At 70.2% G+C, this 26314-nt stretch carries 7 protein-coding genes; 2 read left to right on the forward strand and 5 right to left on the reverse strand.

From position 1 onward, the window contains the following. Position 1 precedes the first annotated feature (1 nt). Positions 2-1153 (reverse strand): MCE family protein, encoded by a 1152-nt coding sequence (locus tag ACIBH2_RS32535; protein WP_397124592.1) that lies wholly within the window; start codon positions 1151-1153, stop codon positions 2-4. Between the two features lie 253 nt (positions 1154-1406). On the opposite strand from ACIBH2_RS32535, the gene ACIBH2_RS32540 reads away from it, so the two are divergent. Further along, complete coding sequence (locus ACIBH2_RS32540; protein WP_397124594.1) at positions 1407-2087, forward strand: DUF899 domain-containing protein; 681 nt, start codon at positions 1407-1409, stop codon at positions 2085-2087. A gap of 232 nt (positions 2088-2319) precedes the next feature. Then, the gene (locus tag ACIBH2_RS32545; RefSeq protein WP_397124596.1) at positions 2320-3039 is read left to right on the forward strand and encodes an ankyrin repeat domain-containing protein; all 720 of its coding nucleotides are present in this window, start codon (positions 2320-2322) and stop codon (positions 3037-3039) included. Between the two features lie 116 nt (positions 3040-3155). Here the strand turns inward: ACIBH2_RS32545 and ACIBH2_RS32550 are convergent, their stop codons facing one another. Genes ACIBH2_RS32550 through ACIBH2_RS32565 form a run of 4 tightly spaced genes read right to left on the reverse strand, consistent with a single transcriptional unit; the run spans position 3156 to position 26314 of the window. After that, a complete protein-coding gene (locus ACIBH2_RS32550; protein ID WP_397124598.1) occupies positions 3156-10604 on the reverse strand; it encodes an amino acid adenylation domain-containing protein in 7449 nt (2482 codons plus the stop codon). Next, entirely contained in the window at positions 10601-21058 is a 10458-nt protein-coding gene (locus tag ACIBH2_RS32555) for an amino acid adenylation domain-containing protein (RefSeq protein WP_397124600.1), read from the reverse strand. Before ACIBH2_RS32555 ends, ACIBH2_RS32550 begins: the two co-directional genes overlap by 4 nt. Next, entirely contained in the window at positions 21045-21890 is an 846-nt protein-coding gene (locus tag ACIBH2_RS32560; protein ID WP_397124602.1) for a 3-hydroxyacyl-CoA dehydrogenase family protein, read from the reverse strand. The genes ACIBH2_RS32555 and ACIBH2_RS32560 overlap by 14 nt, the downstream gene beginning before the upstream one ends. Continuing rightward, a complete protein-coding gene (locus ACIBH2_RS32565) occupies positions 21887-26314 on the reverse strand; it encodes a condensation domain-containing protein (protein WP_397124604.1) in 4428 nt (1475 codons plus the stop codon). Before ACIBH2_RS32565 ends, ACIBH2_RS32560 begins: the two co-directional genes overlap by 4 nt.

A 26314-nucleotide genomic window follows, 5' to 3' on the forward strand; every position in this document is an offset into this window, starting at 1 on the left:
TCTATGGCACGCCCGGCAATCCGGCGAAGAGCAGTTGGAAGACGGTGCCGCCGTTCAGGTCCGGCCGGGTCGGCGGGTGGAAGATGCGGCCCTCGGAGGTGTCGGTGACGAGGTAGTTGGCGTTCACGCTCTGCACGCGGTCGAGCACGCCCTCGCAGTGCGGGCCGCCGGTGGCATTCACCTTCGGCAGGTCCTGCGGGTATTTGTACGGCTGTCCGGCGGGCATGATGCTGGCGTTGAATTTGACCCAGGGGCCTTCGCCGCCGAAGAAGTCGCTGAGCACGGGCAGGCTCTGGCTCAGGCCGACAATGGTGCAGTACAGCGCCGAGCGGTATTCGTACAGCGTTTCCGTCGGTGGTCGGAGCGAGGCCAGGGCGCTGACGAGGGGGCTCTCGGTCTCGGTGAGGATCGGCGTCGCGGTCTCGGCGAGGCCGATCACATTGAGCAGCGTCGCATCCAGATTGTCGGCTCCGTCCACCAGTGTCGCCGCGGTGGTCTCCGCGTTTCCGGTGGTGCGCAACAGGTCCGGGACGGTGTCGGCGTAGAGCTGGGTCACTCCGGCGGTGGCGATCAGGTCGTGCCGCAGGGCCGGGAGGCTCGGATTGAGGTCGCGCAGCACCTCATCGCTCGCGGTCAGCAATTGGTTGAGCTGGGAGCCCTTGCCCTGCAAGGCCGTTCCGATGGCGTGCAGGGTGGCGTTGAGTTTCACCGGGTCGATCTTGTTCAGAATGTCGGAGAGGCGCTGGAACAGGGTGTTGATCTCCACCGTGACGGCGGAGGCCCGCACCGTCGCGCCCGCGGCCAGTGATCGCGTCGAAGGTTCGGGCGGCACAACGAAGTTGATGTACTTGCCGCCGAACACGGTGGTCGCGCGGATGTCCACCTCGATGTTCGCGGGCACGAACCGCAGGTCGTCGGGGTCGATCTCGAGGCGAATCCACGCGGAGTCCGGGCGGTACTCGATGGCCGACACCCGTCCGATCTCCGCGCCGCGCAGCTTGACCTTCGCCCCTGGATCGAGCATCAGGCCCGAGCGCGGCGCTTCGACGTAGACGGTGGCCACGGTGGTGAACGCGCCGGAGAACATCGACAGCGCCAGGACGAACACCGCCGCCACCGTCAGAATCAACGCCAGCGCAGCGGCTTTCAGCATCAGAGCGCGTCGCCACATCCTTCGCCGCACGGAGCTGTCGTGCGCCGCGGTCGAACCGATATCCGCCATGTCACCACCCCAGGGAGATCGCCGGTACCGGGGAGGCTAGTGCAGATTCGGCGGGTGCATACACCCTTTCGCCAACATGACTGGAGAGCACTCCGGACACATGTCCACCATGGATGACCGATGAATTCCGTTCGGCCACTCCGTCTCAACTGGAACAGACACTGTCACCCACGGAAGGACGGACATGCCCGCACACACCGTCGGCACCCGAGATCAGTGGCGCGCCGCGTACGAGAAGGTGCGCGCGCAGGAGAAGGAACTCACCCGCCAAGGCGATGAGGTGACCCGTCAGCGCCAGGCGTTGCCCTGGGTTCCGGTCACCAAGGAGTACCGCTTCGACACCAATGCCGGAGTGAGAACGCTCGCCGAACTGTTCGACGGCCGCTCCCAGCTGATCATCCGCCATTTCATGCACGGCCCGAAAACCCCGAAGGGCTGCCCCGGCTGCACCTTCGAAACCGACAACCTGGTGGGCGCGGTCCCCCACCTCGCTCACCGCGACGTCACCTTCATCCTGGCGTCCCGCTCCCCCCTCGACACTCTGAACGACTACAAGCGCCGCTTCGGTTGGAATATCGAATGGGTGTCCATGGGCGACAACGGTTTCAACGAGGATTTCTTCGAACTGATGCACATCCCCTCCGCGAAACGCGAGGCCGCTTTCGGCCCCCAGGGCATGCTCGACGTCATGGAGCTGATGGCCCTCAGCGTGTTCGCCCTCGAGGACGGGGTTGTCTACCACACCTACTCCACCTACGACCGCGGCACCGAAGCCCTCAACGCGACGTGGCAGCTCTTGGATCGGGCGCCGCTGGGGCGTGGTGAGAATTTCGATGATTGGCCGCGTAAGCGCGACGAGTACTGAGGGTATTGGCCTGAGCGGTCAAAAATCGCACCGACACCGCGAATTTCGCTGTCCGATGACGATGTGCGACCGCTCAGGCCAACGTACCCACCCGCTCTGGTCATCCAATCGGTTGACCCACCCCTCAGCTCAAGGTCTCCCAAGCACAACCCAGTCTCCCGATGAGAACGCCCGCGATCGCGCCAAGGATGGTGAACAGCCCACAAGCACTCACCAACGCGGGAGGACAACCATGGCGAAGCGCGCACGCATCACACTCCTGATACTCGGCCTGGCGGTATCGGCCGCCTGCACCCAGCCATCCGACAGCGCCCCTCCCACCCCGGCCTCGGCCACCACCACCTCGACAGCGCCCGCCGTGTCCGACCGATGGGATGCCGACCTGCGCCACGCCGCCACCGCAGGCGACGCCGCCGCGGTGCGCAAGGCCCTGGAGCAGGGTGCCAATGTCGAAACCCGAGACCCCGAGGGCCGCACCCCTCTCATGACCGCCGTCCTGGCCGACGACTTGGAGGTGGCGCGCGCCCTGGTGGCCCACGGCGCCGACCCCGACGCCCGCGACAACCGCGGCGAAACCCCTTGGGTGAACACCGGCGTAACCGGCAGCGTCCCCATGATGGAGCTCCTGCTCCCCACCAACCCGGACCTCACCGCCCGCAACCGATTCGGCGGCAACGCCCTGATCCCCGCCGCGGAGAAAGGCCACCTCGCCTACGTCCGAGAAGTACTGCGCCAGACCGAGATCGATATCGACCACATCAACGACCTCGGCTGGACCGCGCTACTCGAAGCCGTCTACTACGGCGACGGCAGCACCGTCTACCAGGACATCGTCCGCACCCTCGTCGACAACGGCGCGGACCGCACCATCCGCGACCGCGACGGCCACACCGCCTACGACCACGCCCTCCGCCGCGGCTTCACCAAGATCGCCGACCTGCTCGCCCCCTGACCGGCGGGCCCACCAGTGTTGTTGGAATCGCGCGGGGGTTTCGACACATGCCAGTGTTGGGGCATCAGCGGCATTTCGTCGGTGAGTTGGGATTCGCGCCGCGCTGAACGGGCCCGTCAGGGTTCGAGTTCGGCGCATATCGACTTCAGTGTGGTGGTTATGGTTGCCGACAGGGATTTCACGGTGGGGGGATCGAAAAGTTCGGCGGCGTAGATGAGTTCGCCGTGGATGCCCGCGTGGTGGCCGGTGGGGGTGTAGCTCTCGCGTAGGTTCAGGAGGAGTTCCCAGGGGGTGTGGCGGACTGGGATGGGGTGGTGGCGGACGGTCAATTCTGGTCCGGCCGATTCTATTTCGACCGCTTGCTGGTAGGTCACCATGACCTGGAACAGGGGGTGGTGTGTGCTCGAGCGGGGTGGGTTGAGGAGTTGGACGAGGGTGTCGAAGGGGAGGTCCTTGTTCTCGTAGGCGGCCAGGAGGCGTTCGCGGACCTGGTGGACGAGGTCGGGGCGGGAGGGGGTGGCGGACAGGTCGACTCGGACGATGGCGGTGTCGACCACGCATCCGACGAGGTCGCGTAGCCCTTCGGCGTCGCGGGCGCTCAGGGCTACGCCGATGGGGAGGTCGGTGCCCGCGCCGTGGTCGCGCAGCGCGAGGGCCAGGGCGGTGTGGACGAGCATGTAGATGCTCACCCGGTGGGCGCGGGCGGCACGGGCGAGGGCGATATGGGTGGTCGGGTCGAGGTGGATGGGGATCGCCGCGGCGAGGTTGTCGCGACGTGCGGTTCGGGGATGGTCGGTGGGCAGCACGGGATGTAGCGGCATGTCTCGCAGAGCCGTGCGCCAATACCGCGCCTGCCGTTCGAGTACCACGCCGGGGGCGCCGTCGGCGTTCAGCAGCTGCCGTCGCCACAGCGTGTAGTCCGCGAACTGCGTTGCCGCAGCGGCCCATTGGGGTTCGTGCCCGGCGGCGCGGGCACGGTAGGCGGTGAGCAGGTCCTGTTGCAGCACTCCCAGGGATTCCCCGTCCCCGGCTACGTGGTGCAGGACGCCGACCAGAATATGGTGTTCGAATCCCATGCGGTACAAGCCGATGCGCAACGGCAGTTCGGTCGTGAGATCGAAACCGCGCAACATCTCCGATTCGATTGCCGCATCGATGCTTTCACCCTCGGAAAGGTCGACCGTGTGGACTTCGGGGCGCGCCGAGTCCGTGGGCAGGATGCGCTGGATCGGGCCGTCGGCCGCGTACGGCAGCACGGTGCGCAGGATTTCGTGCCGTTCGACCACATCGGCGACCGCCGCCGCCAATGCCGTCGTATCGAGCCGTCCGCGCAGTTCGAGTCCGGTCGCGATCAGATAGTCGGGACGGTTGCCGCTGAGGTAGTTCACCGTCCACAGCCGCTGCTGTGCGGGCGCGAGTGGAATCGGCTCGGTGCGGCGCACGCTGGCGATACCGTGCGCCGCGGCCTCGGGTTCGCGCTGGTCGAGAACCTGCTCGAGGGCTGCGACAGTGGGTGATTCGAACAGATCGCGCAGGGTTACCGCGACGCCCAATGCCGCCCGCAGGGTCGCGACGACCCGAATGGCGGACAGGGAGTTGCCGCCGAGCGCGAAGAAATCGTCGGTCACACCGATCTCCGCCACGCCCAGCGCGTCCGCGAACGCGGCGGCGATGACCTGTTGGCGCGGCGTGCGCGCCGGAACGCGGACGCCGGGCGCGGGTGTTGGGAGCGCGGCCACGTCGATCTTGCCCATGGGAGTCAAGGGCAGGCGATCCATGACCACGATCGCCGACGGCACCAGATAGGACGGCAGGGTCGCGGCCAATCGCGTCCGCAGCGCGACGGTGTCGACCGCGCCGTCCGCGGCGACATGCGCGATGAGCGACTGTCCACTCGCGGCGCGGCGAGCCGTGACGACGGCCGCCGTGATACCGGGTTCCCGCCGGATGGCCGCCTCCACCTCACCGGGTTCGACGCGAAAGCCATTGACCTTCAACTGACGATCGGCGCGACCGAGGAAATGCAGCAGCCCGGCGGTATCCCACCGCCCGAGGTCGCCGGTGCGGTACAGCCGCGCCCCGGCGGGGCCGAACGGATCGGCCACGAAGCGTTCGGCGGTACGGCCCGGGGCACGGTGATAGCCGTTGGCGAGGCCCGCACCGGACAGGTAGATCTCACCGGTGACGCCGACCGGCACCGGACGCAATGCCGTGTCCAGCACCACCACCCGCGTATTCTCCACCGGCCGACCGACCGGCACCGGCCGGTCCGGCGACATATCGTCCGGAATCGAGAAGCCCAGCGCGTAACTGGTCACCTCGACGGGCCCGTACAGGTTCGTCACCACCGGCGGGTGCGCACCCCGGCGCACGGCGGCGGCCGCCCGCGGCGGCAGCACATCACCGGCCGAGGCGATCATCCGCAGCCCGGCTAGCTCGTCCGGCATCTGCTCGGCCAGCAGATGAAACAGGCCCGCGGGCAGCATGATCGAGGTGACCCGACCCGCACGCAGCACCGTGGTGTAGGCGTCCACATCGAGAACGCCGGGCGGTGCGAGCACCGCCGTACGCCCGGTGAGCAGCGGCAGCCACAGCTCCCACACCACCATGTCCCAGTTGTGCGGCAGGTGCATCAGCATGCGCCGATGCCCGTCGCCGTGACCGATCCGGTCGCGGGCGCGCGCCACGATATTGCGGTGGGTGACCTCCACGCCCTTGGACGCGCCGGTCGAGCCGGAGGTGAACATCAGCGTGGCGACGGCCTCCGCCGCCACCGCGACGCCCAGATCAGCGTCGTCGAGTTCGGCTGTCGCGCCGTCGATTTCGCGCACCACCAGCTCGGTGCCGGTGAACGCCAGCAGCTCGCGCACGCGCGCGGGCGGATAGCGATCGCTCAACGGAACACTCATCGCCCCCAGCTTGGCGACGGCGAGGAAGGCGACCACCAAATCGACCGAGCGAGGCAACGCGATACCGACCGGAACGCCCGGTCCCGCGCCGCGGGCGCGCAGCCACCGCGCCGTCTGGTTGGCGCGGGCGTTCAGCTGCGCGTAGGTGTACTCCACGCCGTCGCACCACAGTGCGACAGCGTCCGCGTGCGCACGCACGGTGGCTTCGAAACACGCTGCCAGACCACCATTGTCGAGGGACGCCTCCGGTCCCTGCCCGCAGGTGAGCAGCGCGTCGCGCCGGTTGGGCGGCAGCAGATCGAGTTGCCCGGTCGGCATCTGCCGCGCGGCGGTGAGCGCCGCCGCGGCGGTGCGGATGCGCGACCACAGTTCGTCGATATCGTCGAGGGCGTCGATCCGTTCGCAGTGCGCCCCGATTCGGAAGGTCAACTCCCCCGCTCCGGGCACCACGACCACGGTCAGGGGGAAGTGCGTTCCGCCCCGCACGTCGACGGAGCTGACCCGAACCTCCGCACCGGGATCGTCGAACAGCGCGGTGTCGACGGGGAAGTTCTCGAAGACGAGCGAGGTGTCGAACAGATCGACGACACCGGCCGCCGCGGTGATGGCGGCCAGTCCGAGATGGTCGTGCTCCATGAGCGCCACCCGTTCCCGCTGGATCCGCGCGGCCAGTTCGAGGGGTGTCTCGAACGGGTCGATGCGCACTCGCAGCGGCACGGTGTTCATGAGCAGCCCGACGGTCCCGTCCAGTTCGCCGCTGTCGCGTCCGGAGACCGTGATGCCGAAGACGACGTCGTCGCTGCCGGTCAGATTCGCCATCACCAGTGCCCACATCGCCTGCACCATCGAATTGAGGGTCAGCCCGTGCGCGCGGGCCCGCTCGCTCAGCGCGGGGGTGGGCAGGACGAAGCTGCGCTCCTCGGGCCGCCGCCACGGGGCCCGCTCCGCGCGCGCGACCTTGCTCGGTTCGGCTCCGGCCAGCGCCCGCGCCCAGGCGCGACGGGCGCTGTCGCGATCCCGCGTGGCCCGCCAATCGAGGAAGGCGGAGAACGGTGTGGCGGGCGGGGCTTCCAGACCCTGGTAGGCAAACAGCAGGTCGCGCAACAGGATTCCGAGCGACCAGCCGTCGAGCAGCGCGTGGTGATGGGTCACCAGCAGGGTGGCGGGCAGCGCCTCGGCCCGCACGAGCGTGACCCGCAACAGCGGTGCCGCGAGCGGATCCATGCGGGCGTCCTCGGCGCGCACCCGCCGCACGGTGGCCGCGAGCTCCTGGGGCTGCGCACTGTCGAGATCGACCACGCGCCAAGGCATGTCGAGGTCCGTGTGCACCTCGTATCGGGGTGTGTCGCCGTCGATCACGAAGCGGCCCAGCAGATGTGGATGCCGCGCGAGCACCGTGCCCAGGGCCGCCCGCAGCCGTGCCGCCTCGAGCGGCCCGTCCAGGGTCAGCGCGGCTTGGACGAGATACGGGTCCTCGCCGTCCTGGCCTTCGTGCAGGGAGTGGAACAGCAGCCCGGATTGCAAGGGCGTCGCGGGCAGCGACGGATGTCCGTCGCGGGTCGGGACAACCGTCCGCTGAGGCACGCGCGCGACCGTCCCGGCACTGCGGGCCAAGGCGCGAACGGTCTGCTGTGCGAAGACATCCCGGGGCGTGAGGGCGAGCCCCGCGGCGCGGGCACGATCCGCGACCCGAATGGCGAGGATACTGTCGCCGCCCATGGCGAAGAAGCCGTCGTCGACCCCGAAACCGTTGTGCCCGAGCACTTCCGCGAACACCGCGTGCAACCGGATCTCGGTCTCGGTGCGCGGCGGAGCCCCGGCGGCAGCGCCGTCGGTGTCGAGCGCGCGCAGGGCCCGTTCGTCGACCTTGCCGTTGTGGGTGGTCGGGATGGCCTCCACCACCGTGATGGTGGACGGAACCGCATGGGCCGGAAGCCGTTCCACGAGGGCCGCCCGCACCCGCCCCGCCTCGACGCCGGTACCGGCGACGAACGCGGCGAGCCGCCGATCCCCCGGCCGGTATTCGATGGTCAGCACCGCCGCCGCCCGGACCGCCGGGAGTTCGCACAGCGCGCCCTCGATCTCCCCCGGCTCGATGCGGTAGCCGCGGATCTTCACCTGCCGGTCGGCCCGCCCGAGATACTCCAGTGCTCCGGCATCGGTCCAGCGCGCCACATCGCCGCTGCGATACATGACGGTGCCGGGCCCGCCGAAGGGGTCGGCGGTGAATCGCGCCGCGGTGCGCCCCGGCTGGCGTAGGTATCCGGCGGTGACGCCGGACCCGGCGATGTAGAGCTCCCCCGGCACCCCGGGCGCGGCGGGCCGCAGCGCGGCGTCGAGGACGTAGACGGCCAGATCCGCCAGGGGCACACCGATATCGGCCGCGGACGCCCCTTCCGTCAAGGCTGTTCCGGTGGCGAACACCGTGGTCTCGGTAATGCCGTACATATTGACCAGCCGCAGCGACTCCGGATCGCGCAGCGTCCACCACTGCGCCAGCCGCCACGGCTCCACCGGCTCACCACCGAAGATCACCTGCCGCAGGGCCAGCTCGGCACCGGGCCGGTCGGCCAGCGCGTCGACAAGCATCCCGAACGCGGACGGCGTCTGATTGAGCACCGTAACCCTGTGCGCCACCAGCAGTTCGAGAAACTCCCCGGGAGCACGGGCCGTCTCCGCGTCGACCACGACGAGTGTGCCGCCATGGGCCAGCGCACCCCAGATCTCCCACACCGAGAAGTCGAAGGCGGTGGAGTGGAACAGCGTCCACACATCGTCGGGGCCGAACCCGAACCACGACTCGGTCACGGTGAGCAGCCGGACCACATTGGCGTGCGTGACGACCACGCCCTTGGGGCGGCCGGTCGTGCCCGAGGTATGGATGACGTACGCGGGCAGCTGCGGTGTGGGGCGACAGGCCGGTTCACGCGCGAGGTCCTGCGGCGGTTCCTCGATCCGCAACACGGTTGCGTCCGAAACACCTTCGGGGAGTTCGACTCCCGCGCCGGTGACAACGAGTCCCGGTGCCGCGTCGTCTAGTACGGCACGCAGCCGCCACTGCGGATAGCTCGGATCGAGCGGCACATAGGCCGCACCGGCCCGCAGGACCGCGAGGATGGCGACGACGAGATCCGTCGAACGCGGCAGCGCGATGCCGACGAATTCCCCTGCGCCGATGCCGTATCCGGCGATGACCCGGGCCAGCCGACGCACCCGGTCGTCGAGTTCGGCGTAGCTGAGCGTCTCGTCACCGTGCACGAGGGCGGTCGAAGCGCCGTGCGCGGCCACCATACGGTCGAAGCGGTCGATGAGCGTGTCGTCCACCTGGGCGACCGCGCGCGGTCCGAGGGCAACCGGGGTGAGGCGCAGCCGACCGAGCGCCAGGTCCTCCGGCGCAGCGGCCAGGGCGGCGATGGTCGCGGTGAGCCGGTCGTGGTGCGCGGCGAGATCCCGCGCGGCGTAGCGCTGCGTATTCGATTCGAACACCACCGACAGGCCCGGATCGCCATTGTCGTAGACGCTGATGTTCAGGTCGTCGGAGCGCCCCGCCGACATATGCCGCAGGGTGGCCGAGACCGTTCCGAAGCGCAGATCCTTCTGCATGGGCAGCACATTGACCGTCGGACCGAGAATCCCGCCCCCGAGACCGCTCACCCCCAGGTCGGCGAGCATGTCCCCGTACTGGAAACGCTGATGGCGCAAGACGATCAGCGATTCCGCGCGCACGGCGCGCAGCAGTTCGCCCACGGTGGCGGCGGGCTCGACAGTGATGCGCAGCGGGACGACATTCGCGGTGACGCCCAGCGCATTGCGCGAGCGTTTGGCGGGGACGGCGAGCCCCAGCGTGATCGTGCGGGAACCGGAATCCGCGTGCAGCAGCAGTGCGATGGCCGCGAATACCCAGACGGGCCAAGCGATTCCAGACGTGTCCGCGCGGTCGCGGACCGCCTTCCACTCGGCGTCGCCGAGCATCCCGGTGTGCCGCAGGAACCGGTTGCCGTCGGTGGCGACGGGTGCACCGGCGAATCGCGGTGGCTCGTACGGTGTGTCGGTGGTGAGCCGTTCCGCCCAGAACGTCCGGTCGGCGGCGAATCGTTCGGAGGCGCGGAATCGCTCGTCCTCCGCGATCAGGTCGCTCACCCGATCGAAGACCGCTTCGGTCGGCTCCCGCCCCTCCATCAGCGCGGAATAGGTGGCGGCGACCCGGCGTATGAAGGCCGCCGAGGCGGCGCCGTCGATCACGAGGTGGTGGGAGCGGATGAACCACATCGTCTCCGCGTCCCCGAGATCGATGAGATGGTGTTCGAACAGCGGTGCGCACCCCAGGTCGAACGGACGTTCCAGGGCCGCCTCCATGAACCGGCGCGCCGCGTCGCGGGGGTCGGTGGCGTCGCGGAAGCTGATGCGGTGCAACGGCCATTCGGCCACCGGCTCGACCACCTGCACCACCGACCCGTCGGGCTCGGTGTCGAATCGCACCCGCAGCGTCTCCGCGCCCGCGACGACCCCGCGCAACGCCCGCTCGAACACGGCCTCGTCGATCGCGCCGTGCAGGTGCACGTAGCCGCCGACGATCAAGCGCTGACCGGTGTCGTCGAGTTGCTGCGCGACCCAGATCTGCTGCTGGGCGCTGGTCAGCGGGAGTCGTCGGGTCAAGCCAGTTCCTCGATCGTCAGGTGTGGGTGGCGGGCGACCGCGGTGAGCAGCCGCCGCATGACGGCCGCGGTCTCCTCCGCGTGCGCCTCGTCGAAAATCTCGCGCAGGTAACCGATTCGGATCCGCAATTGCGTGCCCGGATCGACGGTGACCGTCAGCGGATAGTGCGCGGCGTCGCTGACCTCGAGCCCCGCGCCGCGCACGCCGTCCAGCGCGGCCGCCGCGGCGGTGAGCCCTTCGGTGTCCATCGGATAGGACTCGAAGGCCAGCACCGTGTCGAAGAGCAGGTCGCGCAGTCCGGCGGCGGTGTGGATCTCGGTCAGTCCGAGCTGATGGTGTTCGATCATCTCCGCCTGCTCGGCCTGTACCGCGCGCAGCAGCTCGACCACAGGCGTGTGCCCGGCGAACCGCACGCGCACCGGCACCGTATTGATGCACAGTCCGACAATGGATTCCACGCCGGGCAGCGCGGCCGGGCGGCCGGAGACGGTCGCGCCGAAGACCACATCGTCGCGTCCGAGCCTGCGCCCCAACAGGATTGCCCACACCACTTGGAGGACGGTGTTGAGGGTGACCCCGATGTCGACGGCGGTCGCCGCGAGCGCGGCGGTGGTGTCGGCATCGAGCGACCAGCGGTACTCGCCGGTCGTGACGGCGCTGTCGCGGGTGCGGATCGCGCCCGCGACCAGCGTCGGCGCGCGCACCCCGTCCAGTGCCCGCCGCCACGCGCGGGTGGCGGCCGTGTGGTCGCGGGCGTGGTTCCAGGCGAGGTAGTCGCGGAAGGATCCGGCGGGTGCGGGCAGCGGTTCGTCGCCGCCGTAGAGCGCCAGCAGATCACGCAGTACCAGGGGCACCGACCAGCCGTCGAGCAGGATGTGGTGGTAGGTCACGACGAGGACGTGCTCCGCCGCCGCGACGCGCGCCAGGGTGAAGCGCATGAGCGGCGGCCGGGCCGGGTCGAATCGGCGCACCCGCTCCTGGCTGGCGAGTTCGGCCAGATCCTCGGGGTCGGCCACCTCCACTGCGCGCCACGGCAGTTCGACCGCCTCGGCCACCACCTGGCAGGGCGTGCCGGTGCTGTCGAAGACGAACGCCGCGCGCAGATTCGGATACCGTTCCAGCATGCGCTGCCCGGCCTGACGCAGCCGATCGCCGTCGATCGTCGCGCCCAGCCGGACCACCGTCTGCACGTTGTAGACATCGGCGACGGTGGGATCGGCCGCGGCGACGGTGGCGTGGAAGAACAGCCCCGCCTGCAATGGCGCGAGCGGCCACACCTCGGTGAGTCGTCCGTAATCCCGTTCCCAGCCCGCGATGTCGGCACCGCTCACCCGCACCAGCGGGAAGTCCGACGGTGTGTGCCCGCCCGCGTCCGCGCCACGGGAGTGGGCGGCGATCGCCTCGAGTGCGCGCACCCACAGCCGCGTCAGCGACGAGACCTCGGCGTCGTCGAAAAGCGTGGTGGGGTAGGTGAATCCGGCGCGCAGGCGTGCACCGGCCACGATCGCGTTCACGTCGATGGCGACGGCGGCGGGCAGGTCCGCATCCGCTGCGGCGTCCGCAGTGGCGAACGCTCCCGTGCCGGTCTCGTCGACGCGGCCCAGATAGTTGAAGCCGACCTGTCCGGGCATGTCCGCCGGAAGCTGTTCGGCGGTATCGGGATTCAGGTAGCGCAGCAGTCCGTAGCCGATGCCGTGGTCGCGAATGGCGCGCAGTTGTTCCTTGATCGCCTTGACCGCCGCCCCGGTCGCCTCGGTCCCGGCCAGGGCCGCCTCGATATCGGTAGCGCCGAGGTCGAGCCGCGCCGGGTACAGCGAGGTGAACCAGCCCACGGTGCGCGACAGGTCCGCGCCCGGGACGAGATGTTCTTCGCGGCCGTGGCCCTCCAGCCGCAGGACCGACACCGGTGTGGCCGTACCGCGTTCGGCGCGCCAGGCCGCCAGCGCGATCGCCAGTGCGGCGATCAGCACCTCGTCGACGCCCGCGTGGAAGCGCGCGGGCACCGTGCGCACCAGCGTCTCGGTCAGGGTCTCGTCCACGCCGACCTCGACCGCCGCGAGCCGGGCGGTGATATCGACGGCCGGATCGAGCGGCCGCGCGCCCAGCGGCGGCTCCGGTGTGGCGCAGATCCGCCGCCAGTCGGCGAGTTCGGCGATGCGGTCGGGCGCGTGCGCGGCGTCGACCAGCGCGTGCGCCCAGCGGCGCATGGAGGTGCCGACCGGATCCAGGTGGGGCACTGTGCCGTTCGCGGCGGCGGCCAGGGCCGCGGCGAGGTCGGGTAGCAGGATGCGCCACGAGACGCCGTCCACGGCGAGGTGGTGCGCGCAGATGATCAAACGTCCGGGCACGGTGCCCCGGTCGGATTCGAGCCGGACGAACCGCACCATGACACCGGCGGCGGGGTCGAGGTCATCCAGTGCGGCGTCGACTTCCGCGGCGACGAGTGCGCGGAGACCGTCGGCGTCCAAGGAATCGTCGAAGCTGTTGTGCCGCAACAACTGCACCACGTCCTTGGGCTCCGCCGCCCGGGTCTCGAACCGCCACTCGCCGGTCTCGTCCCTGTACAGCCTGCTGCGCAACATATCGTGCCGGTCGACCAGCGTCGCGACGGCGGCCACCACGGCGTCGCGGCCGGTGTTCGGCGGTAGTTCGACGGTGAGGGTCTGGTTCACTCGGCGGAAGCCGCCACCGCGTTCGGTCAGCCACCGCACGATCGGGGTGAGCGGCAGTTCGCCGATGCCGCCGCCGGGCAGTTCGGGCAGCAGGTGCGTCAGGTCGGCGTCGGTATCGAGTGCGCGTGCGGCAGCGGCGATTCCGGCCACCGTGCGGTGTTCGAAGACCTGCCGCGGCGTGAGGTGCAGTCCGTGCGCCCGGGCCCGGGAGGCCAACTGGATGGAGACGATGCTGTCGCCGCCGAGGGCGAAGAACGAATCGTCCACGCCCGGCCGGTCGATGCCGAGCACCTCGGCGAACAGGTCGGCCACGAGCCGTTCGGCGGGGGTGCGGGGAGCGCGGTCCGAGCGCGGGGCGAAGACGGGGGCGGGCAGCGCCGCCACATCCGGTTTGCCGTTGGGGGTCAGCGGCACCGTATCGACGAGCACGATGGCGGACGGCCGCATGTAGGGCGGAACCCGCTGTGCGAGATGTGCTTCCAGTACATCGGCCGTGGTCGCGACGCCGGGGGCGGGGACCACGTACGCGATCAGTCGCGGTGCACCGGAGTCGCCGGTCCGGGCCACGACGACCGCCCGACCCACCGATTCGTGGTCGAGCAGCGCCGCCTCGACCTCCCCCGGTTCGATGCGGTAGCCACGAATCTGCACCTGCTGATCGCCGCGCCCGAGGTACTCGAGTCGACCGTGGGCATTCCAGCGTGCCAGGTCACCGGTGCGATACATGCGGTCGCCGGGCGCACCGTACGGATCGGCCACATAACGGTCGGCGGTGGTGGCCGGGCGGGCGTGGTATCCGCGGGCGAGCTGCGGCCCACTGAGATGGATCTCGCCGCGAATGCCGATCGGCGCGGGTCGCAGTCGCGAATCCAGCACGCGCACAGCCATTCCCGGCAATCCGCGGCCGATCACGCTGCCGTGTCCCGAGGCGGCGTCCGGCCGGTCCACCACGACGTGGGTGGCGTGCACGGTCGCCTCGGTGATGCCGTAGAGATTCGAGATCCGGGTCGATCCGTCCGGGTCGCTGTCGTACCACTGTCGCAGGCGGCGTGTTTCGAGCGCCTCGCCGCCGAGCACGATATGCCGCAGCGCGGGCGCGGCGGTGCGGGCGAATCCGGAGTCGAGCAGTGCGGCGAAGGCCGACGGCGTCTGGCTGAGCACCGTAATGCCTTCGCGTGCCATCAGTTCGGTGAACTCCTCCGGCGATCGGGTCAGGTCGGCGTCGACGAGGACGAGGGTGCCGCCGTGTGCGAGCGCCCCCCACATTTCCCACACGGAGAAGTCGAAGGCGTGTGAGTGGAACATGGTCCACACATCGGTGTGGTCGGTCGCCAGGACCGCCCGGGTGGCCGCCAGCATCGCGACGACATTGCGGTGGGTCACGCTCACGCCCTTGGGCCGCCCGGTGGAACCGGAGGTGTACAGCACGTAGGCGACCGCGTCCGGATTCGATACGCGGGGTGCGCGTTTCGCCGTACCGGAGAAGGGCGCGGTGTTATCGGCCTCGCCGACCATGAGGTGCGGCAGATCGCTCGCGGGCAGCGCCGCGCGGTCGGCCGCTGTGGTCACCACGCAGGCGGGATGGGTTTCGGCGAGCAGGAATTCGAGTCGATGCCGTGGATTGCCGAGGTCGAGTGGAACATAACCCGCCCCCGACTTGAGGACGCCCAGAAGTGCGACGATCAACTCCACGGAACGGGAAATCCCCACGGCAACCAGGGATTCCATGCCGACTCCGCGCGCGGCGAGCTCGCGTGCCAATTGGTCGGACGCCTCGTCGAGGGCACGGTAGGTCAACGCGCGCTCGCCGTGGCGGACCGCGGTGGCCTCGGGACGCGCGGCCACCTGCGCCCGGAACGTGTCCACGAGGGTCAGTTCCGGCACGGTCACGGCGGGGCGCTGCCAGTCGCGCAACACCAGGGCGCGTTCGTCCGCGTCCATGGGGTCGATATCGAGCGCCGGGGTCTGCGGGCGTGTGACGAGCTCGCGCAGCACTCGGACCAGACGCTCGCCCACCCGTGTCACGGTCGCGGCGTCCATCAGGTCGGGTCGCCATCCTGCCACGATGTGCAGGCGGTCGGTCTGTCGCACGGTCAGCGTCAGCGTGTAATGGGTGGCCTCCTGCGACCGGAACCCGCTGATGGCCAGCCCCGCGCTCGCGGCGGCGTGGGCGCGCAGCGCCTCCGGATCGACCGGATACGTCTCGACGACCACCAATGTGTCGAACAGCTCTCCGGCGGCGACACCGGTGGGCGCGCCGATATCCGGCAGGCCCAGCTGATGGTGCGGCGCGAGGGCGAACTGCTCGCGCTGGACGCGGCGCAGCAGCGCGGCGACGGATTCGCCAGCGGTCAGTCGAATCCGCACCGGAACGGTATTGATGAACAGGCCCACCATCGTCTCCACGCCCGCCAGCTCGGCGGGGCGGCCGGAGACGGTGGTGCCGAAGACGACATCGGCGCGATCGGTGGTGCGCGCCAACAGGATTGCCCAGGCCGCCTGGACGACGGTGTTGACCGTCACCTCCAGTTCGGCCGCCAGGGCGGTGAGGGTGCGGGTGAGCGTCTCGTCGAGTTCGAACGCCCGCTCGAGCGGCAGTGTCGTGGGCGGGCGGCCCACGGTGTCACCGGCGACGAACGTCGGCTCCGACACTCCCTCCAGGGCTGCCGTCCATGCCTCGCGCGACGCCGAAACATCTTGGCGGGCCAGCCATTCCACGTAGTGGCGGTAGGGTCGCGGCGCTTCCAACTCGAAACCCGCGTAGCCCGCGACGATCTCACGCAGCAGCAAGGGAATCGACCAACCGTCGAGCAGCACGTGGTGGCCGGTGACGACCAGCTCGGTACGGTCCGCGTCGAGGCGCAGCAGCAGGAATCGCAGCAGCGGCGGCTGTTCGAGGTCGAACGGTGTCGTGCGTTCTTCGGTGAGCAGGCGCTCGTGCGCGTCCGGCGCGGCCGAGGTCAGGTCCAGCACACGCCACGGCAGCGTCACCTCGCCGGTGACCAGCTGCACCGGAGTGCCGGTGTCGCCGACACCGAACGCGCTGCGCAGGTTGGCGTGTCGGGCCAGGACGGCCGCCGCGGCGGCGCGCAGTCGATCCGCGTCGACCGTGCCGTCCAGGCTCAACACCAGCTGCACCGTGTACACGTCCACGGCGTCGGGGTCGAACAGGGCGTGGAACATCATTCCGGCTTGCAGCGGCGTCACCGGCCAGATCTCGGTGAGCGTCGGATAGCGCCGCTCCCAGACGTCGATCTCGGCCTGGGTGACGGTCACGAGCGGGAAATCGGAGGGTGTGTGTCCGCCGTGGACGTAGGGTTCGCGGGCATGCCGTACCACGGCGGCCAGTGCCTCGCGCCAGAGCTCGACCAGTTCCGTGCCCGCGGCGTCGCCGAATATGCCGCGCGCGTAGCCGAAGCTGGTCGCCAGCCGGTGGCCGAGGACGATGGAGTCCACCTCCACCGCGCCGAGTGCGCCGCGGCGGGCGTCGGGGCGAATGGGCAGCATGCCGAACTCGGTGGAGGGCAGGAAGCCGATGCCCGCCAACTCCTCCGGAATGTCCAGGCCGGTGATGTGCCCGAAGTAGTTGAACGAGATCTGCCCCGGTCCGTCCGAGGGGAGCGCGGCGGCGGTCTCCGCGTTGAGGTAGCGGAGCAGGCCGTAGCCGAAACCGTTGTGCGGTGCGGCGCGCAACTGTTCCTTGACCGCCTTGATGGCGTCGCCCATGGCCGGTCCGCCAGCGAAGGCGTCGTCGAGGTCCACGCCGGTCAGGTCCAGCCGCGCGGGGACCAGTGAGGTGAACCAGCCGACGGTGCGGGACAGTTCCGTTCCCGGGACCGCATCCTGTTCGCGGCCATGGCCTTCCAGTCGCAGCAGCACCGAGCGTTCGTGCTCGTCGCGGCGCGAGCGCCAGCGCGTGATCGCGAGCGCGAGCGCGGTGAGCAGTGCGTCGGCCACCCGGGCGCGGTAGCGGTCGGGAATGGCGGTGAGCAGGGCGGCGGTGTCGTCCTCGTCGAGTTCGACCGCGGTATGCGCCATATCGGCGGCCATATCGCGGCGCGGATCGAAGGGCCGGTCACCGAACCACGGATCGGGGCCCTCGACGATCTCGCGCCACCGGGGCAGTTCGGCGGTGAGCGTCTCGGTGTGCGCGGTGTCGACGAGCGCGTGCGCCCAGCGGCGCATGGAGGTGCCCACCGCGGGCAGCTGCGGGGTGTGCCCCGCCGCGACGGCGGCCCACGCGGCGATGAAGTCGGGCAGCAGGATGCGCCAGGAGACGCCGTCGACCGCGAGGTGGTGGGCGGCGATGACGAGCAGGCCCGGCGCGTTCTCCGAATCCGGTGTCAGCCAAGCGAATCGCACGACCGCGCCGGTGGTCGGGTCGATCCGGTCGACGGCGGCGTTGAGTTCGTCGGCGACCAGGGTGCGCAGTGCGTCGGCGCCGAGGTCGGCGGGGTGGACGACCCGGTGGACGAGCGAGTCCACATCGACGCTGCCCGGCGGCGCGACCTCGGCGCGCCACTCGCCGGAGTCGTCGCGGTAGACCCGCGAGCGCATCATGTCGTGGTGGTCGACGACCGCGGTGATGGTGGAAACCAGTGCGGCGCGGTCGATTCCGGCGGGCAGCTGCAGTGTCATGGACTGACAGAAGCGGTCGAAGGGATCACCGCGCTCCACCAGGAACCGCACGACCGGTGTCAGCGGCAGCTCGCCGACGCCGCCGCCGGGCAGTTCGGCCAGCGGCGCGATCTCCTGTCCGCCCGCGGTGTCGGCGATGGCGGCCAAACGCGCGACGGTGCGATGCTCGAAGACCTGCTGCGCGGTGACGGCGAGACCCCGTGCTCGCGCTCGCGACACCAACAGAATGGACATGATGCTGTCGCCGCCGAGCGCGAAGAAGGATTCGTCGACGCCGACGCGGTCGCGGCCGAGCACCTCGGCGAAGGCGGCGGCGAGCGCGGTTTCGGTATCGGTGCGCGGGGCACGGAAGGCCACCGCCTCGATATCGGTGGCGGGCAATGCTTTTCGGTCCACTTTGCCGGAACGGTTGGTGGGCAGGGCGGCGAGCCCGACGATCGTCGCGGGCACCAGGTGCCGGGGCAGCACCTCGCGCAACCGCCGGTCCAGCGCCTCGGTGTCGATGTGGTGCCCGGCGGCGGGGCTGACGTAGGCGACCAGTCGGGCACCGGTGCTGCCGTCGCGGACCACCGCGACGGCCTGCGCCACGGATTCCTGTGCGATGAGCGCGGATTCGAGCTCGCCGAGTTCGATGCGGACACCGCGCAGCTTCACCTGGAAGTCGTCGCGGCCGAGGTATTCGAGCTCGCCGCGTCCGGTGGAGCGCACGATATCGCCGGTGCGATAGAGCCGCTGCCCGGGTGCGCCGAACGGGTCGGCGACGAAGCGCGCCGCGGTGAGCCCGGCCCGGCGCGTGTATCCGCGCGCGAGCGTCGCGCCCGCGAGGTAGAGCTCGCCCGGCATTCCCGCCGGAACGGGCCGCAGGAAGGCGTCGAGCACATGCGCCGCTACGCCCCAGGCGGGTGCGCCGATCGGCACCGAGGCCGTATCGCGTGCGTCGATCGCGTGGCGGGTGACGGCGACGGTCGCCTCGGTCGGACCGTAGAGGTTGTCGTGGCTCGCGCCCGGTGCGATGCGCGGCAGCGCGGCGGCGAGTGCGGGCGGCAACGCCTCACCGGCGAGCAGTACGCGACGCACGCTCGCCGCCATGGGCGCGTCGACCGCCCGCTGGTGGGCGGCGAGGGTGGAGGGCGTGAACTGCACGGTCGTGACGCCGTATTCGTCGATCGCGCGCGCCAACTCGGCCGGGTCGCTGTCGGCGCCGGATCCGTCGAGGACGAGCGCGGCCCCGACCGTGAACGGCCACAGCACTTCCCAGGCCGAGACATCGAAGGTGAGGGTGGTCTTGCGGACGACCACATCGGTGTCGTCGAGCCCGTGCGTGTGCCGCATCCAGGCGAGGTGCGCGCAGACGGCGGCATGCGGGACCCCCACCCCCTTCGGCTGTCCGGTGGACCCGGAGGTGAACAGCACGTACGCCAGGTTCTCCGGGCGCAGCGGGGCGAGTCGCTCGGCATCGGTGACGGTGGCACCCGACTCCCGCGCCAGATCGAGCTCGTCCAGGTGGATGACCCGGATGCCCGCCGGAGCGTCGAATCCGCTACGGCGCGTGGTGAGTACGCATACCGGCCGTGCGATGTCGAGGACCTGTTCGTGCCGCGCACGCGGGTGCTCCGGATCCAGCGGCAGATACGCGCCACCGGCGGCCAGCACCGCGTGGACGGCGACGATCTGTTCGGGTGCCGGTCCGAGGGCCAGTGCCACCACCTGCTCCGGACCGACTCCGAGCGCGATCAGCTTGCGCGCCAATCGATTCGAGACGCTGTGCAGGTCCGCGTAGGTCATGCGGGTTTCGGACCCGAGCAGCGCGGGTGCCTCCGGTGAGCGCAGCGCCTGGTCGGCGAAGAGCGCGGCCAGCGTGGCGGGCGCGGCGTCCGCGTGCGCGGGGCGAACACCCACGAGCCGCTCGATCTCGTGCGGTGCCGCGAGATCGATGCGGGCGATCGGTGTGTGCGGCGTGCGTGCCAGCCGCTCCAGCAGCCGGATCAGTCGATCGCGATGCGAGCGATGCGTTCCGACGACGGCGACGCGCCACCCGCGCTCCGCCCGATCGTCGACGCAGACGACGAATTCCGCTCCCGCTCCGGAGTATTCGATGGGCACCGCGTCGCCGACACGGTCGACGGCCCCGCCGCCGACCATGCGCACGGCCAGCGGCCAGTGCCCGTACACCGGCGCATCCGCCCACGGCTCGTCGATATCGGCGATATAGCGGTGTCGCCGCGCCTTGCGCAGCTCGCGTCCCACCTGCTTGGCGATCGAGTCGAAGCTCTCCTGTGCGGCGACCGTAATACGTATCGGCACGGTGGTTTCCGCGTTGTCCAGGGCGACCACGCATGCGCCCGTGCGCGTCGTGCGCGCGGCGTAGACGGCCAGCGCGGCCAGCATCACCGCCGGTGCGCCGCCGCCGCAGGTGCGCGCGAGCCGGGCGAGTTCGCCCGCCGCACCGACTGTCGCCCAGATAGCCTGGGCGCTTGCGCCCGAATCACGCTCTGCCGCAGTACCTGTCGTCCCGATAGCCGTATCGGCGGGCACCTCGGGCCGGGCGGTGTCGGCGAGGCGCTGTTCCCAGAATTCGCGGTCGGTGGCCCACGCCCCGGATTCGCGGTACCGGTGTTCGATATCGACCCGGTGCGCGGTCGCACCGAACGGCGGGGTCGACTCGGGTGTGCCGGAGGCACCGTTCAGGACGGCGTGTACCCGGGCGACGACGGCGAGTATCCCGGCTTGGTCGTTGACCAGCCGGTGGTAGCGCTGATACCAGCCGAGGCGGCCGTCGACCATCCGGAAGACGGCATGTGTGTAGAGCGGGCCGTTGGCGATATCCATTGCGCGCGACCGCTCTTCGGCCAGCCATGCGGAGAGGAAATCGGTGTCGTCGATGGCGTCGAAGACGAGAACCGGCGCGGCCGCTTCCTCGTACACCCGCACCGCGCCGTCGTCGTCGCGAAAGGCGCTGCGCAGCACCGGGCATTCGGCCATGACGGTCTCGATGGCCTCGATCAGCGCGGTCGCCGTCAGCGAGCCGGACAGTTCGAGATACAGGTCCACGGTGCGATCACCGACGGCCAGCGCGGCCCGTTCGGCGTCGCTGGGAACCCGGACGACGGTGGTGTCGGCGCGGGCGGTGTCAGCGATAGTCATGGAATCCTTGTCCGGTCTTGCGGCCGAAATGCCCCTCGGCCACGAGGGCCGCGAGGGCGGGTGGAATGCGGTAGTGGTCCGCGCCGGTCTCGCGGCGCAGCACCTCGATGGTGTCGGCGACGTTGTCCAAGCCGATGAGGTCGGCGGTGCGCAGCGGGCCCATACGGTGGCCGAGGCAGCGTTCGAACAGGGCGTCGACGGTCTCGGCGGTCTCGCCCGCGTCGAGCAGCGCGGCGGCCTCGGCGATACTCAGCATGAGCACCCGGTTCAGGACGAAACCGGGTCGGTCGCCGACGACTATGGCCTCTTTGCCGAGCGCGGTGAGCAGATCGGTGGCGCGCGACAGGGTCTCGGGCGAGGTCTTCGCGCCGCGCACGACCTCCACCGCGTCGGTCAACGGGGCCGGATTCATGAAGTGCAGGCCCAGTACCAGGTGCGGGCGGCCGGTCGCGGCGGCCAGCCGGGCGATGGGGATGGCCGAGGTGGCGGAGGCGAGTACGGTGTCGGCCGGGCAGATCCGGTCCAGCTCGGCGAAGAGCTTCTCCTTCGCCTCGATGTGCTCGACGGCGCATTCGATGACGAATTCGACCGCGTCGAGCTCCTCGATACGGTCGGTCCAGCGCACGCGACGAGCCGCCTCGAACGCGGTGCGCCGGTCTCCGCGCCCCAGCAACAGGGCCAGGCGGACGGCCTCGTTCAGGCCGCGCCGAGCCCGCCGCACGGCGGCCGGATCGGGTTCGACCACAATCACATCGCGGCCCGCCTGGGCGAGGCATTGCGCGATACCGGCACCCATGGTGCCCGCGCCGATCACCGCCACGACTCCGGTCATCGGGTCACCTCCGCTTCCGTCACGCAGCGCAGTGCGATATCCGGCACCGGATCCTGTGGCGTCTCCAGCAGGCCGCGTCGCAGCCGGATCAGGTCGGTGAGCATGTGCCGGGCCGTCGATTCGTCGAAAAGCTCTGTGGCGTAGTCCAACCGCAGCACGGTGGGATCCTCGGCCGACGGGGCGAGGACCAGCTCCGCGCCCTCCGAGCCGGTGTCGCCGAAGCGCAGCGCGCCCGCACCGGCCGGACCCGTGGACGCGGCGAGCGCCGCGGCGGCGCGTTCGAGCAGTTCGGCCCCGGTGGGTTCGTCGCCGAGATCCATGCGGGCCACACCGGTCGCCAGTCCCACCGCCACCTCGTCGGAGCCGGAGTACCAGCTGAGCAGCGCCACCCAGGCGGCGAGCAGATCGGCGTCGGCGGGCGCGGTGTCGAGCCGCTCGTGCACGCTGCCCACGGTGTAGCGGGCGGCCCCGCGCGGGCGATCTGTCGGAATATCGAGCGCCGCAACCGATTCCACCGCTGTCGGGGCGCTGGGTGCGACGACGACCAGTTCCTCGATCGACCGATCGGGGGCCGACTCCACGACCTCGGAGAGGATTTCCAGGAAGGCCGTCGCGAAGCCCGCGGCGGTGCGGCGCGTGAACAGTTCGGTGCTGTACTCGAAGCAGGCCAGCATGTCGTGCTCGTCGCTGCGGTCGTAGGTGACCAGGCTGAGATCGAATTTGGCGGTGCCGGGCGGCAATCCGCCGAACGCGTTGTGGATGGAGTGGTCCAGGTCGAAGAACTCCGTCTCGCCGCCGCTGAGCGGGTTGGCCGCTCCGGTGCTGGTGAGATCCTGGTGCACGTAGAGCACATCGAAGATCGGGGTTCGGGACTGGTCCCGCTGATCGTCGAGCGCGTGCACCACCCGTTCGAACGGGATTTCCTGATTCTCCAACGCGCCCAGGACGATTCCGCGCACCCGTTCGAGAAGATCGCTCAGCGTCGCCGGACCGGAGAGGTTGGCGCGCAGGGCGACGGTGCTGTTGAAGAAGCCGATGAGCCCTTCCAGTTCGCGTCGGGTGCGGCCGGTGGTCGGCGTGCCGACGACGAGATCGCGCTGTCCGCTGCGTCGGGCCAGCAGCAGGTAGAACGCGGCCAGCAGCACCACGAACAGCGAGACCGATTCCCGTTTGGCGACGACGCGCGCCGCGGCGAGCAGTGCCGCCGGGACGGTGAACGGCTCCAGGTCCCCGACGAAGGTCTTGCGCGCGGGTCGTGGAAAGTCGGTGGGCAGCCGCAGTTTCGGCGCGCCGCGCAGCACGTGCACCCAGTACTCGAGTTCGTGGTCGAGCGCTCCGGAGTCGAGCAGTTCCCGATGCCAGCGCGCGTAGTCGCGGTAGCGGATCGGCAGCGGTTCGAGTTCGGCGCTGCGGCCCTGCTGGCGGGCGGCGTAGAGCACCGGGATCTCGCGGGCGAGAATGCCGGGGGTTTGGCCGTCGGTGACGCAGTGATGGCACACCACCTGCAACACATGGGTATCCGGGGCGAGGGTCACCACCAGCACCCGCACCATGGGGTCGCGAGCGAGATCGAAGGGCCGGACGGCGGCCGCGCCGATCAGCTCCCGCGCACTGGCCACGGGATCGGCGTCGCCGGAGACATCCACCACCCGGAAGAAGTCACCCAGCGCGGGCCGCACCCGCACCGCGGGCAGGCCGTCGACCTCGACGAGGTTGTAGCGCAACGGTTCGTGGCGTTCGGCGAAATCCTCGAACGTGCCCTTGACGACGGCCGGGTCGAGCGGGCCGCGCAAGACGTTGACCACCGGGTAGTTGTAGAGGGTCGTATCGGGAACGAGCTGGTGGTGGAACCACATGCGCTCCTGTCCGGGCGACATGACGAGTTCGTCGGTGCGGGTGATCGGCGGCAACCCGCGCGGGCCGGGGCTGACCTCGGGCGTGACGGGGCGCGCGCCTTCGCGCAGCAGTTCGGCGAAATCGGCGACCTTGGGCCGCTCGTAGACGTCCAGGAGTTTCGGCCGAAAGCCGAAGGCTTCCTCGACGCGCTCCACCAATTGCACGGCGATGATGGAGTTGCCGCCGACGTCGAAATAGTCTTCCTCCGGGCCGATTTCGGCCTCCGCGTGCAGCAGCTCCCGCAGCACCTCGGACAACCACTGCGTCGCGTCCGACGGCACCGGCAGCGCGGGGCGTTCGGATGGGGCGGGGGTTTCGGCGGGGGCGGGCTCGTCGTGGTGCGCCGCCGTCGGCAGTTCGACCCAGCACCGCGTGCGGTGCAAAGGGTGCCCGGGCAGCCGCACGCGGCGGCCGTCACCGGTGTGCACCTGTTCCCAGTCGAGTTCCACCCCGCGCTCGTAGAGCCGACCGAGGATACCAAGCGGGTCTGCGGAAGCGATTGAGCCGAAGAGGATTTCCGCATCCTTGCGGTCGGCGAGATCCTCGGCGAGATACCGGCCGAGCAGGCCGTCCGGACTGGGATCGACGAAGAGGACCGGCCCGTCGCGCAACAGCGTCTCGGCCGCGGCCACCAGCCGGGCCCGGTCCACTGTCGGCGTCCGCGCCGCCGCGTTCAGTTCGGCGGGGTCGACGGCCTCACGCGATCCGAGCAGATAGCGGGCGGCGAATTTCGACGCTCCTCCGCTGAGCACGGCCGCGAAGTGAATTCCGCTGGCGCGCAACCGATCGTGCACCGCGATCTGGGCCGCTAGCACGTCGGCGACCGCGCCCGTGGCGGGCAGCTGCGCCGGGAGTGCGCTGCCGACCTGCCCCGCGGGCTGCGCGCCGGGCGAGAGCAGCAACGCTACGCGCGGCGCGACCGGAAGCGCACCGTCCGGGCTGACGGCAGCGCCGCGAGTTTCGAGCTGGCGCGCCAATTCCGTTGTGTCGGTGGCGCATACCGCGATGCGATGGCCGAAGTGCGCCCGCCCGTGTGCGAGCGTGAACGCGACATCCGCGAGATCGAAGGAGCTCTCTCGCAAGCGATGCGCCAGGGTTTCACACAGTTCCGCGAGCGCCGCCGGTGTCCGCGCCGATACCGGGACCAACTGCCGCACCGGTTCGTTGACGACCTCGGACACTTCGTCTTCCGGCCGTCGCACCGGTTCGCCATGAACCTCGGAGCCTTCGCTTTCCAGGCGCGCGCTCTCACCCTGCGGCGTATCGGGTGCCTGTTGCACCACGCAGTGCGCATTGGCGCCGCCCAGGCTGTACGAGCTCACTCCCGCCAGGCGCGGCCTGTCACCCTCCCATGCGCGTGGGCTCGTGACCACTTCGATTCCAGCTGCCGCGAGGTCGAGATCACCGGTGGGACGGTGGAAGTGCAGGGATGGGAAGAGCTCACCGTGCGTGACCGACAGCACCGCCTTCACCAGGCCCGCGACGCCCGCGGCGTGGTCGAGGTGGCCGATATTGGTTTTGACCGATCCGATCGGCAGTGGTGTTTCGCGTCCGGCGAAGGCGGTGCGCAGGCCCTCGAGTTCGACGGCGTCGCCCAGGCGGGTGGCCGAACCGTGCGCTTCGAGGTATCCGGCGTCACGGGGATCGGCCCCCGCCTTGCGCCACGCGCGCTCGATGACCCGGGCTTGGGCCGCGGCGCTGGGAGTGCTGATGGTGACGGCGGCATGCCCGTTGTGCAGGACCGCGCTGCCCCGGATGACGGCGTAGACGGGCGCACGGTCCGCGCGGGCACGCGCCAGGGTGGTCAGCAGCAGCGCCGCCCCGCCCTCGCCGGGTACGGTGCCGTCGGCGTCGGCGTCGAAGGCGCGGACCTGGCTGCCCGGTGAGGCGATCTCGGTCATGGTCTGCATGGTCCACGCCGGAGACCCGTTGGCGCGCACGCTGATTCCGCCCGCCAGCGCGTAGTCCGCATCGCCGCCGCGCAGTTCGCGGCAGGCGTGGTGGACGGCGATGAGCGAGGCGTTGCAGCCGCTGTCCACGGCATAGCACGGGCCGTCGAAGCCGAGCAGATGCGCGATGCGGGCCGGGGTGCCGAAGGGCAGATTGCCCAGCATGGCAAGGGGTCCCGGATCGACGGCCATGGCGTGATAGGAGGGCATGGGCGCGCTGAAGACCACGGCGGTCGTGGCCGCTCGCAGGGTGGCCGGGGCGTATCCGGCGTCCTCGATGGCCTGGTGCGCCAACTCCAGGGCGATGCGCTGTTGCGGATCCATCAGCGCCGCTTCGCGTTTGGACAGGCCGAAGAAGGCGTGGTCGAAGCTGTGAATATCGGTCAGGTGCCCCATGGGCAGGTAGTGGACGCGGCGGTCCAAGGCGGTCGCCTCGGCGCGCGACTCCGGCATGGGGCCGATGCTGTCGCGTCCAGCGGCCAGATTGGCGCGGAACTCTTCCAGGTTCGCCGCCTCGGGGAAGCGTGCGCCGATGCCGATGACGGCGATGTCGTTGTCGCGCGGTGCTGGTGCGGTCAC

This window comes from Nocardia sp. NPDC050406, assembly GCF_044459025.1.
GTDB lineage: Bacteria > Actinomycetota > Actinomycetes > Mycobacteriales > Mycobacteriaceae > Nocardia.

Excerpts from the sequence above, each read along its gene's own strand:
- ACIBH2_RS32560 (WP_397124602.1), bottom strand. The coding sequence starts at position 21,890 with ATGACCGGAGTCGTGGCGGTGATCGGCGCGGGCACCATGGGTGCCGGT.
- ACIBH2_RS32540 (WP_397124594.1), top strand. The coding sequence starts at position 1,407 with ATGCCCGCACACACCGTCGGCACCCGAGATCAGTGGCGCGCCGCGTAC.
- ACIBH2_RS32555 (WP_397124600.1), bottom strand. The coding sequence starts at position 21,058 with ATGACTATCGCTGACACCGCCCGCGCCGACACCACCGTCGTCCGGGTT.
- ACIBH2_RS32545 (WP_397124596.1), top strand. The coding sequence starts at position 2,320 with ATGGCGAAGCGCGCACGCATCACACTCCTGATACTCGGCCTGGCGGTA.
- ACIBH2_RS32535 (WP_397124592.1), bottom strand. The coding sequence starts at position 1,153 with ATGCTGAAAGCCGCTGCGCTGGCGTTGATTCTGACGGTGGCGGCGGTG.